This window comes from Enterococcus sp. AZ171 (genome assembly GCF_051714005.1).
Classification (GTDB): Bacteria; Bacillota; Bacilli; order Lactobacillales; family Enterococcaceae; genus Enterococcus_B; species Enterococcus_B pernyi.
Genome location: NZ_JBIORA010000001.1, coordinates 785,222 through 797,877, shown reverse-complemented (window position 1 = coordinate 797,877; position 12,656 = coordinate 785,222). Strand labels below are relative to the sequence as shown.

The window sequence follows — 12,656 nt, the reverse complement described above, 5'->3', positions numbered from 1 at the left end:
AAGTCATTCCTCGAATTTCTTCATTCGTCTTTTATTTTGGTTCCAATGTATCGTTTATTTTTCTGGTAGTGTATCTGGGGTTTGTAATTGCCAATCTTTACTATAGAAAGCATCATCCATTTGATAATGAGACATCGGTTGCTTCTCTTCTAGGAAAGGTTGGATATACTGATCTGCAGTCAACCAGCCTTGCCACCCAAGATGGATCGTATCTTCCATAAAGTAGGGAACATTAGCCATTTTGGTTAAATCTGCGATGTGTTGAAATCCTTGTTTCTTTAATTGATACCTGATTTTTTTAGCAAATCCTTGCAACATTTCTTGAGACAAACCGGTATAATCACTCCACTTTTCATTCACTGGCGGAAGAATGAATAATGCTTCAGTATGTTCATTTGCTAGTTGCTGCAATAATAATTGAAAATCAGAATATTCCTTTGAAAAACGATAATCCCAGTCTTTCTGTGAGTCTTTCAACTCAGCTAAATGGTGTTTGATTCGGGTATTGTAGAAATCATCTTTTAGAGCAAAAGGATTATTCTTAGTTTTACTAGCACCAATCTGCGTAGCGAGCTTATTTAGTTGTTCTTTTTCATAGCTAGTCGGTAATGGTTTAGTCGCTTGATCGATCTGTTTTTGTTTATCCGTCAAACCAATCCCACTAAATAATTCATCCTCACGCTTCAAGATGTTCCATTTATCTTCCAAGCCTGCTAATTCTTTATCATTGGGTTTGATTCCTTTTTGTACTGTACTTAAAATCCGCGTGATGTCTTCATCTTTCGAAACGATTGAAAAACTTAATAAACGTCGCGCGAAATAGCGATCTGAAGCAGTCACTTTTTTTATTGAAAACAGCCAATCCAATGTCTGTAACTCTGAATAGTGGGTACTGAAATAGTCTTCCTTCACCCCGTCTTTTACGAACCACTGAGGAGACACGATGACCACTACTTTTTTATTTCTGAGATCCTTACTAGCTGAGCGCATCATCATGAACTGGCTCAGCGATTGAGTCCCAGGGGCACCTAATAAAAATGGTTCGTAGCTCCGTTGATATTTCTGGGCTAAAACAGAAGGATGAAAGGGACTGATCCTACTCAATTCACTCGAACCAAGAAAAGGCACATACTTTTTTTCAGCAAAAGCTGTATTTTTGATTACATCCCCTCGTAAGACGTTGTCTGACATCGAACTGGCTGCTCTATGAATGATTTCTGGGTCAGCTACATTCACGCGATAGGATGAAGTGAAAAAAATCGCAATCAGTATAAACGCAAGTATCACTGGACCAAAAATCGCAAACAGCTTTTTCTTCATCATTATCCCTTCAATTCGTTGACTTGATCAATGATTTTGTTTGGTGTTGCCCATTCTTCCCGATCAAATTCTGATACAGGAACTTGTACATCAAGCTGTCCATCCAGCTCAACTAATAATTGAACAGATCCTAGTGAATCCAATAAACCTTCACCAAACAAATCGATTTCTTTATTTTCTTTCACTTCATCTGTACCTGTAATCTCTGCTAAAATCGTTAAAACTTGTTCTTCCATATCTATTCTCTCCTTTAAACTCGTCATTTATTTAAAAAATAGTTGATCTAAAAATCCTGAAAAAATCAATAAGCTAGCACATACTGCTTGAAACGTCATGAAAACAGAAAATGCGTGGGTCAAGCGATTGGAAGGAAGTTTTTTCTTCCGTTTTTTCTTCCGTTTTTTCTTATAGCGAATCCATGAATCTGTCACACAAATCAGCGTTGCATGATAGATACCATACAAAATGTAGTACCATGTCAAACCGTGCCAGACACCCATCAATAGAAACAATGCAAAGTATCCGATATTTGAAGTCACGATCTTACTCTTGAACCATTTTTTCTTCATCAAGAAGAACATCAACCGCATATACACGTAATCTCTGAACCAGAAGGACAAAGACATATGCCAACGATTCCAGAACTCTTTGATGTTCCAAGCTAAAAATGGTTTGTTGAAATTGATCGGGGTATCATAGCCCATCAAATAACTCGTACCAACTGCAAACAAACTATAGCCAGCAAAATCGAAAAAGAGATACAAACTATAGACATACATGTAACCCAATAGCCACCATGAGATTCCGCCATGAGCCAAGGCACCTTTTGATACGATGGGTAACAGTACCTGTCCGAGATAATGACCGATGATGAATTTGTATAAAAAACCCATAAACAAATGATGGACCCCTTTTTCCAACATTTCCAGATATTGTTCCTTTGTTGGTGGTTGGAGCTGATCTTTTTCAAATCTTCGATAACGATCGATTGGTCCTGAAGAAATGGTTGGAAAAAACAACAAGAACTGAATATAACGGTAAGGATGATAGGTTTTGATCATACCGTCTCTCATTTCCATGATCATTTGTACCGATTTGAATGTTAAATAGGAAATACCCAGAAAACTAAGCAGTGATCCCTTACCAGATGTTAGAAATGGTGTGACTTTCGTAATTGCTAAAGGTAAAATTGCTAGAACTACCGCTAGATAAAACCATACACTCTGATTTCTTTTTTTTCGATAAGTGAAATAACACCAAACAAGTATACTTTGCCAGACCACATAGCCAATCAAAGCAAGTCCTTGTTGCCAATACGTTCCTCCAAAGCTGATGAACAAGAAAAAGAAAGTTACAAGAACTTGATAAGTTCCTAAACGTTTCTGGAAAAATAGTAGAGAAAAAATGATTGGCGCTAACGCAAAACTCAGTAATAGAAAATAATACGGCTCCGCATAAGGAATCATATGTGGGAGACTCATCACCTATTCACCTCAGCTGTCAATGCTTTTCGATCAATTTTCCCATTGTTCGTTTGTGGCAATTGGTCAATAAACGCCACTTTTTGTGGGATCATATAGTCCATTAGAAAATCGGTCAACCTTTGTTTGATCGAACGTATCAACTGATAATTAGTATCCGGAATCGCTTGGTTCAGTACAACAAACGCCACTAATTGTTGGACTTTCGACCCTTGATATTTGGGAACAACGATTGCTTGATTGATTCGTTCATCTTTAAGCAACGCATGTTCAATATCACCTAATTCAATGCGGTAGCCATGTAATTTCACCTGTTGATCGATTCTTCCCTCAATAAAAAGCAATCCGTCCTCTGCTAAATATCCTGCATCTCCTGTTCGATAGTTTTGATGCCCAGTTACTTGAAAGAACACTTCCTTCGTTTTTTCAGGATTGTTCAAATAGCCTTTTGACACGCTAGGACCAGTAATCAAAATCTCGCCACGATCACTTGCGCCATTTTTCAAAATAGATACGGTCGTATCGGACTTGACATAGCCAATTGGTAATCGTTCATACGTAGCTAATACTTCTCTTGTGATCAATATACTAGAGATGGCTACTGTCGCTTCTGTCGGCCCATACGTGTTGAAAATTTTGGCTGAAGGAAACCGTTCGAGTAACGCTTGCGCCGTTTTCTTCGTCAATTCCTCGCCACAGAAAATGAACGTAGCCAGCTCTGGTAAATGCCCCTCGTCAAAAGATGCGTCCATCAAGCAAATATCGACAAACGAAGGAGTCGATACCCAGATGTCCAGTTTTAATTGTGGTAAAATAGCAAATAATTTTTGAAAATCTTGGACGTTTTCCTTGAATAAAGGCTTGATGATCCCACCAGAAACTAATGCTGGATACAAAGTAAACACAGATAAATCAAAAGAAAAAGGTGCTTGTGCTAAAAAAGCTTGTCCCTCTTTGATTGGAAAGTCGCGCAAGACCCAATCGACAAAGCTCACCAAGTTATCATGACTGATTTGCACGCCTTTGGGTTCTCCTGTGGTGCCCGAAGTAAAAATAAGATAAAAATTTTCATCACCTTTCACTACATGCTCAAATGGATAACCAACTATCGAGGCGATGATCGAGCGTAAACAATCTTTTTGGATGATTGGTATATCTGTCCCAATCTCCCAGTCACTTAAACTAATGATCATACTAGGTTGTGCGACACGTAAAATCGCTTCGATCCGCTCCTTCGGTGTTTGGGCATCAATCGGTAGATACGCATGTCCTGCTTTCACTGCGCCCAAGAATGATACCACCATCTCAAACTCTAGATTGCCGAACACGACGATTGGCCCCTTCGTAGTCAAACGCTTCTCTAAGTAATAGCCTAATGCATCTGAGGAGTGCTTCAGTTCTTGATATGTGTGTTGCTCCTCTGCTGTCTGATATGCGATTCTATCTGGGTTTGCTATTCCCCAAAAATCGATCGCAGCCACGATTCCTTTTTTCTTCATCGTTTCCCTCCTAGAATTCGTTATATATAAATGTTCCACCTTGAATATTTTTGTAATGATACAAATAAATGAGTAATAATAGTATCGTCGAATAAACAAGGGTTCGAAGCATAAAAGTTCGCCAATATCGAACCTGTGGTTGCTGCCACCATTGTTTCATCTCTTTTTCCTCCTATTTAGATCCTTAGTCAAATTCTACTCATTCTATCCACAAAAAAACATTTGTTTTACTAACAGAATGCGCTTTACAGCTAACAGTTTTGTCACTAACTAAAGAGAACAAAAAAAGAGCCGTACGAAAATAAATTCGTACAACTCGATTCTGTCCTTCGTTCAGCTAGAATAAGATCCCCTTTTTGCTCTATTTTTCTTATTCCTCAATGATCCGACAATATAAACGACTAGTCATAAAGTAAAAGAGTAGGTAAATGACGATCAATAAGCCACAGACAAAGTATGCCAACCAATAGTCTGCCCCTTCTACATATTGAGAAAACACATTGATGGCAAATACTGCATGAGTGATGCCCAAAATCATTGGTGGAAAAAACATCAACGCATTTTGTTTATAGATCATCCGATTTGTTTTGCGTTGAGCAATCCCTAATTTTGTTAGCAATTGATAATTGGTTCGTTCAATTTCAGCTTCGGATAATTGTCGCACCATCAAGATACTACCGGTTGCGATGATCACGATCATTCCAACAAAAAGGGCAACAAAGATATTGATCCCAATTTGGCGGTCGATGGCACGCAACCTAGGATAGCGCGCATTATAATTCAAACGTGATGTTTGTCCTGTCAATTTATTTTCTGAATATTCGTTTTCCTCTTCTTTAGAAGCATCTGTATGGATCGTCCCAACTATTCCTTGGTCAGTAATCTCATAACTATAATAAATCGTGTGTGTCCAATTAGTAGCTACTTCTTTATTTAATCGTTCGGTCATTTTTTCTTGATTACCGCCAGTCACATTCCAATTGATGATCTGATATTCTAATCCAGTGACACGGTCAAAGACTTCTTGAGCAACGACCAATGTCGGTCCATAATAGGTCATGCCCTCATCTCCTAAAAATCCAGGAAGAACCTGTTGGATCAAAAGTTCTTGTTTATCCGGCAGATAGATCTTTTTCCCATAACTGGAAAAATTACGAAACATCGTTTCTACTGAATCTAACATAATTGCATGGTCTTTCTCTGTAAGTTTGATGTTTGGCAGACTAGGTTTGATTTTGCGAAAGGCGCGGTATTCTTTTTCTGAAATCAAATTGACTGGCTTGATTTCATTGCCACCAGATACCGAACCGATACTCAGGTTATAATAGCTCCCTACTACTTTGTAATGAAAGACTAATTCGTCGCTGATTTTCTGATTCTCTTCTGTTAAGATCGGTCGCAGTTTATCTGCCGTTTGAGTATCTAATTGATAAGAAACAGGCGCATCAATTTCCTCACGATGAGCAATGAGCGTCGAGATTCCAATCATTCCGCCGATCATTGCCAAAGATAGGCCAATAACTAATGTGATCAACGAATTCATTCGCCAGCCTTTTAACAGATGGATTTGTGTATTCCCAATCAACAAAAAATTGGTTCCCCGGTACTTAAATCTCGATTCACTCAACAAATGGAGCAGTAATCGAAAAGAATAACGAAAGAACAGGTAGGTCCCTAATATGCAGACAAACAATATTGAAAAGGGAAAAGCAATCATCAATCCTAGATTGACTTTTTTTTCAAATAGCTGGCTAATTGTTTCTCTGAAGTTCAATGCAGCGAAATAGCTGCTAGAAATCATCAATACTCCGATCACGCCCAATAAACGATGCCTTGTGCGAATACGCAACATTGAACTTTCCACTTGTTCTCTTTCCCCAAAACTACGATTCATGGGATAACTCCAAATCTTCCATAGTGAATAAAGAGAAACTGCCGAAAGAATAACAAAAAATACCACAACGGTTTCAAAAATGGACGGGATAGAAATAAAAAAACGACTAGTAATGTCCATCTTCATCATTCGTACTAAAATCATTTGAAACAATTTTGAGAAAATACTTCCCAATAAAATCCCTAACAAACAAGCAAAAAAACCAATGGTCATCGTTTCCAACACATAGATTGATGAAATCTGGAATTTGCTGATTCCGAATAATTGATAGATCCCAATCTCTTTTTGTCTCCGATTGAGAAAAAAGCGATTAGCACTGAGTACGAAAAAGAGTAAGACAACAGTAATGATCCAACTACCAAGCTTTAAAATATTATCTATCGAAACATCTTGACTTGCCCTTCGAATCAGTGATTGGTCATAGGTCATCGCGCTAAATGAGTAATAGATCATCGTCGATAAGGTCAAACTGAAGAAATAGACAAGGTAGCCCCTTGATTGTTTTAAAAAACTTTTTGCGGCTAATTTATAAAGCATTGATTTTACCGCCTCCTCCAATCGTCGCCTGCATATCGATGACTTTTTCAAAGAATTCTTTTCTCGTCCCACGGCGGATCACTTCTGAAAAAATCACTCCATCTTTGATAAATAAAATACGGTTGCAATAACTAGCTGTATAAGGATCATGTGTCACTAATAAGATCGTTGATTTTTCAACTTCGTTCACTGTTTTTAAATAATTCAACAATTCTGTTGCTGATTTTGAATCCAATGATCCGGTTGGTTCGTCTGCGAAAATCACCTCTGGTTCTACTACTAAAGCTCTAGCTGCCGCAATGCGTTGTCTTTGTCCAACTGACATTTCATCAGGATAACGTTTTAGTAATTCTTCGATCCCCAAAAGCTGGGCAACATGTAAAACTCTTCGGTCCATTTCATCTTTCGCCATATTTTCAACAGCCAAAGGAAGTAAAATATTATCTTTACCATTCAATGTATCAATAAGATTGAACGTTTGAAAGATAAAGCCAATTTTTTTTCGTCTGAAATCACTCAATTCATGTTTTTTCATTTTTGTGATTTCATTTCCTTGGATCATCACACTACCCATCGTCGGTAGATTGATCGTTGATAAGATATTCATCAGAGTAGTCTTTCCCGCTCCACTCGGCCCCATGATCCCAATAAACTCTCCTTCTTCAACTGAAAAAGAAACATTGTCTAATACTTTGACCGGTGATTTACTACTTCCATAACTTTTACTTAAATGTTTTACTTCGATTATTTTACTCATGCTAGTCCTCCACCTTTATCCTTAATTGAATAGTAGCACATCCTTTCCTTTTTTTCCCTTTTGATTTTGTCACCTGATCACTCACGAAAATTATCCTGGAAATTTTTTTATTCAATTTTTTTATTCAAAAAAAAATAATTCGTATTTTTCAAAAGCTGATACTGCACGTTTTCACTTTTTTTCACAAGATAATATACACCATATATAGTATACTCATTCAATTATACAGCGATAAAACACTATATGTAGCAGATAATTAGTTGCTCCTTTCTTCAATTTGTTTTATGATAGACAAGAACTATTTTTTGTAGGAGCTGAAGAAAATGAAACGAACAGATCAAGAAATGGCTGTGCTAGAAAAACAGCCTGAAACCAAAAAAATGACTGTCATCAAACGCGATGGACGCGAGGTACCATTTGATGAACAGAAAATAAATGCCGCACTGATCAAAGCAGAAAAGAAAATTCACGGTTCATTATCTCCTATTACGTACGAAAAGATCCAATCAATCGCAGAACTTGTGATCAAAGAAATCAAAGATCGCTTCGCAAATAACGTAAAAATCTATGAGATCCAAAACATCGTTGAACATATCTTGTTAGAAAAAAACGAATATGCCTTAGCAGAAGAATATATCCATTATCGAACAAAACGTGATTTTGCTCGTAGTAAAGCAACTGACATCAACTTTTCGATCGAGAAACTGATCAATAAAGACCAAAGTGTTGTCAATGAAAATGCGAACAAAGATAGTAATGTATTCAATACGCAGCGTGACTTGACTGCTGGCATCGTTGGGAAATCGATCGGATTGAAATTACTTCCACCGCATATTGCCAACGCCCATCAAAAAGGCGATATCCATTATCATGATCTCGATTACCATCCGTATACACCAATGACAAATTGCTGTTTGATCGACTTCAAAGGTATGTTGAACAACGGGTTTAAAATTGGAAATGCAGAAGTCGAATCACCAAAATCGATCCAAACAGCAACGGCACAGATTTCACAGATCATTGCCAATGTTGCATCTAGCCAATATGGCGGATGTTCTGCCGATCGCACAGATGAATTGCTTGCTCCTTTTGCACAATTAAATTACAAAAAACATTTAATTGATGCCAAAGAATGGATCGACACACCCGAACGGCAAGAAGCCTATGCAAAAGCAAAAACCAAAAAAGATATTTTTGATGCCATGCAAAGTTTGGAATATGAGATCAATACACTTTTCACTTCCAACGGACAAACGCCTTTTACTTCACTCGGCTTCGGTCTAGGTAAAAATTGGTTTGAACGAGAAATCCAAAAAGCGATTTTACAAATCCGAATCAATGGATTAGGCAGTGAGAAACGGACAGCGATCTTCCCAAAATTGATATTTACACTAAAAGACGGAATCAATCTTAAACCAACTGATCCAAACTATGACATCAAACAATTAGCCTTAGAATGTGCCACAAAAAGAATGTACCCAGATATTCTAAATTATGACAAGATCGTTGAATTGACAGGAAGCTTCAAAGTACCAATGGGCTGTCGCTCCTTCTTACAAGGTTGGAAAGACGAGAACGGTGAAGAAGTGAATGTCGGAAGAATGAATCTAGGTGTGGTTACGTTGAACTTGCCGCGGATCGCCTTAGAAGCAGACGGTGACCAAGAAAAATTCTGGCAATTACTTTCAGATCGCTTGTCGATCATGAAAGATGCCTTAGTTTATCGTGTCGAACGTTGTAAAGAAGCGATTCCAGCAAATGCACCGATCCTTTACATGTATGGTGCATTCGGTAAACGACTATCTCGTACAGATGCCGTAGATGAATTATTTAAAAATCGTCGAGCAACTGTTTCATTAGGCTACATCGGACTTTATGAAGTCGCTGCTTCTTTCTTTGGCGGTGAATGGGAAAATAATGCTGAAGCCAAAGACTTCACTCTAGATATCGTGAAAAAACTAAAAGCCAATGCAGACGCTTGGGGAAATGAATATGGCTATCACTTCAGCGTATATTCCACACCAAGTGAAAGCTTGACGGATCGTTTTTGCCGTTTAGATACAGAGAAATTCGGTATCGTTGAAAATATCACAGATAAGGAATATTACACTAACAGTTTCCACTATGATGTGCGTAAAAATCCAACGCCATTTGAAAAGCTTGAATTTGAAAAAGACTATCCAAAATACTGTTCTGGTGGCTTTATCCATTACTGTGAATACCCAGTGTTGCAACAAAACCCTAAAGCATTAGAAGCTGTTTGGGACTTTGCCTATGACAAAGTAGGCTATTTAGGAACCAATACACCGATCGATCATTGCTACCAATGTGGTTTTGAAGGAGATTTCCAACCAACTGAACGTGGCTTTGAATGCCCAGAATGCGGCAATCACGATCCAAAATCATGTGACGTAGTCAAACGAACATGCGGCTATCTAGGAAACCCACAAGCCCGCCCAATGGTCCACGGCAGACACAAAGAAATCTCATCACGCGTGAAACATATGAAGTAAGGTTGTGAAAGAAGCGTTTAGCACTGAGTAATAAGACAGAAAAATCAAAAATGGTTCTTTCATTTTAGATTTTTTTGACTTATTACCGAAGTGTTGCTTCTTGAACACCGTAGATAAGGTTGTGAGAAAAGCGTCCTGACCTGAGCAGTAAGATGGGAAATCAGAAAATAGCTTCTCATATTTTTTGATTTTTCAGCTTAGTGTTGAAGGTCAGCTTTTCGAACACCGTAAATGAGATTGTGAGAAAGTCGTTCAACTCCAAGTCATACGAGAGATAGCATCCCTTCCTCTGGCTATTTTCTTATGTCTCCTACGACCGTCAAGAATTTTTTATAACGGATACCATTTTATAATGAAAGAAGTTTTACTATGAGAAATCCTAAACCTAAAGAATGGCTGGCTCAAGATTATAGTCATGACTATATCGCCGATTATAAACCGTTCAACTTTGTGGATGGCGAAGGTGTTCGTAATAGCTTATATGTAAGTGGCTGTTTATTTGCCTGTGAAGGTTGTTTTAACAAAGCCGCTCAGAATTTCCGTTACGGCAAACCATTCACTCCAGAACTGGAAGAACAGATCATGGCTGATCTACGTAACGATTACGTCCAAGGATTGACACTCTTAGGTGGTGAACCTTTTTTGAATACGAATGTTTGCCTACGTGTAGTTGATCGAATCCGGCAAGAATTTGGTCACAGCAAAGACATCTGGTCTTGGACCGGTTATACCTTCGATGAATTATTACAAGATTCGGAAGATAAATTAGAACTGCTCTCGAAACTCGATATTCTTGTTGATGGCCGTTTTGAATGGTCAAAAAGAGATTTCAAATTACAATTTCGTGGAAGCAGCAATCAGCGTATCATTGACGTGCAACGATCGCTTGCTGAAAAACAAGTCGTCATCTGGGAAAAATGTACAGATGCTACGCAAACATATGAACAAATAAAAAAACAAGAACTGATTTAACTATACTCAGTTTTGATTGAACACAATAAAGAATGCTCCATCTAAAAGACCCAGACAGAAGTGAATTCCGCTTTTGTCTCAAAGTCTAAGATGGAGCATTCTTTATTCTATTTCTGGTTCTATCGCTTGCGTTTCCCACAAAGGTAACACAATATTCTCATAAGTCATCGGATCTAAATTCGTCAGTGTGATACCTAATAAACGAATCCCCTTCTCTATCCCTAAAATCTCTTCCCATATCAGACTAGCTTGATAAAACAGTGCTTCTTTTTTATAGACATATTCTGGTAATGTCACTCGCTTCGTTACTGTAGAATAATCGGTATAACGGATCTTCAAGACAACTGTTTTTCCATGTTTCTGAACACGCCGGAGAGAATCTTCCACTTTCTCAGCCAGCTGACGTAACTGACCAAGAACTTCTTCTTCTGTTCTTAGTGGTTGTCCATACGTATGCTCTTTCCCAACTGACTTACGCTCTCGGGTAACATTGACCGGCGAATCATGGATACCTCGTACTTTTCGATACAACGAATACCCCATTTTACCAAACTGTTGGATCAACATCATTTCAGTACATTGATACAGATCTTCTCCTGTAAAAATACCTAATTCATGCATTTTAGGAACAGTTTTCTTGCCGACACCATGAAATTTTTCGATTGGTAATGCTTTTAAGAAATCGACAGCTTCTTCGGGGGTGACGACCGTCATTCCTTTAGGTTTTTGAAAATCTGATGCAAGTTTCGCTAAAAATTTATTATAGCTGACACCAGCCGAACAAGTCAGATGCACCGTTTGCCAAATATCAAGTTGAATCATTCGGGCGATCTTAATCGCTGATTTACAATTGATTTTATTATTCGTGACATCTAAATAAGCTTCATCAATACTAACTGGTTCGACTAAGTCTGTATAGCGATAAAAAATCTCCCTGACTTCTTTTGATATCTCACTATATTTTTGGTGGTCTCCCGGTTTGAAAATCGCTTCTGGACAAAGTTCATAGGCTTTTTGGGCACTCATTGCTGAATGGATGCCGAACTTACGTGCTTCATAGTTAGCCGTCGTCACTACCCCACGCCCGCCAGTATCACTGGGATGTCTGGCGATCACTAAGGGTTTTCCACGAAGTTCAGGGTGATCTCGTTCTTCAACGGACGCGAAAAAAGCATCCATATCGATATGAATGATTTTTCTAGACGTATCATTATGTAAAGGAAACTGTAATTCCATCAGACTCACCCCACTATCATTATACACGAACTTTTGTTCCCTTTCAAGAAAAGATCTTTCCTTAAATCCTGTGAATACGCGCTGTCTTTTCTTTGGCACACGTCTCTATTTGTGCAAGTCTACTTATTCGTTTGGACATGCTCAATATTAAATAACAATTATTATGATTTTAAAACATCATTATATTATGCTATTATCTGTTTGTAAAAGACTGTCCAGTCTTAATTAAAATTAATGGAGAGTATCCATGTTAAATAACTTAAAAAATAACGTTAGCCCCGTTTTAGAAAAAGAGTTTTAAAAAATCAATCAGTTCAGAACTAAATTCTTAAAAAAAAATTTGACAAGAACTACTCCCGATAATACTCTACCATCCAATCATATTGTGAGTACTTCTGATATTTTTACTTTGACTCCTGATAGTGCAAAAAAAATTGTCAGCAAATC

Annotated in this window: 10 protein-coding genes; 2 read left to right on the top strand and 8 right to left on the bottom strand. The window is 37.9% G+C overall.

Going from position 1 to position 12,656, the window contains the following annotated elements; translation table 11 throughout:
• Window positions 1-54: 54 nt before the first annotated feature.
• The 7 genes from dltD to IGJ49_RS03715 form a co-directional block, all read right to left on the bottom strand.
• Window positions 55-1,320 (bottom strand): D-alanyl-lipoteichoic acid biosynthesis protein DltD, encoded by a 1,266-nt coding sequence (gene dltD, locus IGJ49_RS03745; RefSeq protein ID WP_023519278.1) that lies wholly within the window; start codon window positions 1,318-1,320, stop codon window positions 55-57.
• A gap of 2 nt (window positions 1,321-1,322) precedes the next feature.
• A complete protein-coding gene (dltC, locus tag IGJ49_RS03740) occupies window positions 1,323-1,556 on the bottom strand; it encodes a D-alanine--poly(phosphoribitol) ligase subunit DltC (RefSeq protein ID WP_010736032.1) in 234 nt (77 codons plus the stop codon).
• Window positions 1,557-1,583: 27 nt separating this feature from the next.
• Complete coding sequence (dltB, locus tag IGJ49_RS03735; RefSeq protein ID WP_438722446.1) at window positions 1,584-2,801, bottom strand: D-alanyl-lipoteichoic acid biosynthesis protein DltB; 1,218 nt, start codon at window positions 2,799-2,801, stop codon at window positions 1,584-1,586.
• Complete coding sequence (gene dltA, locus IGJ49_RS03730) at window positions 2,801-4,300, bottom strand: D-alanine--poly(phosphoribitol) ligase subunit DltA (protein WP_194179771.1); 1,500 nt, start codon at window positions 4,298-4,300, stop codon at window positions 2,801-2,803. Before dltA ends, dltB begins: the two co-directional genes overlap by 1 nt.
• 10 nt (window positions 4,301-4,310) lie before the next feature.
• Window positions 4,311-4,460, bottom strand: a complete 150-nt coding sequence (locus IGJ49_RS03725; protein WP_010736035.1) for a teichoic acid D-Ala incorporation-associated protein DltX — start codon at window positions 4,458-4,460, stop codon at window positions 4,311-4,313.
• A 210-nt stretch (window positions 4,461-4,670) separates the two neighbouring features.
• Window positions 4,671-6,731: an ABC transporter permease gene (locus IGJ49_RS03720; RefSeq protein WP_224434584.1), complete on the bottom strand. Its 2,061-nt coding sequence runs from the start codon at window positions 6,729-6,731 to the stop codon at window positions 4,671-4,673.
• Complete coding sequence (locus IGJ49_RS03715; protein ID WP_019723768.1) at window positions 6,721-7,488, bottom strand: ABC transporter ATP-binding protein; 768 nt, start codon at window positions 7,486-7,488, stop codon at window positions 6,721-6,723. The genes IGJ49_RS03720 and IGJ49_RS03715 overlap by 11 nt, the downstream gene beginning before the upstream one ends.
• A 323-nt stretch (window positions 7,489-7,811) precedes the next feature.
• Between IGJ49_RS03715 and nrdD the strand changes: the two genes are divergently transcribed.
• Window positions 7,812-10,001 (top strand): anaerobic ribonucleoside-triphosphate reductase, encoded by a 2,190-nt coding sequence (nrdD, locus tag IGJ49_RS03710; protein ID WP_019723769.1) that lies wholly within the window; start codon window positions 7,812-7,814, stop codon window positions 9,999-10,001.
• Window positions 10,002-10,370: 369 nt separating this feature from the next.
• The gene (gene nrdG, locus IGJ49_RS03705) at window positions 10,371-10,973 is read left to right on the top strand and encodes an anaerobic ribonucleoside-triphosphate reductase activating protein (RefSeq protein ID WP_010736040.1); all 603 of its coding nucleotides are present in this window, start codon (window positions 10,371-10,373) and stop codon (window positions 10,971-10,973) included.
• 102 nt (window positions 10,974-11,075) lie between these two features.
• On the opposite strand, the gene dinB is transcribed toward nrdG, so the two are convergent.
• Window positions 11,076-12,212, bottom strand: coding sequence for a DNA polymerase IV (gene dinB, locus IGJ49_RS03700; protein WP_375152659.1), 1,137 nt, complete (start codon window positions 12,210-12,212; stop codon window positions 11,076-11,078).
• Window positions 12,213-12,656: the final 444 nt, after the last annotated feature.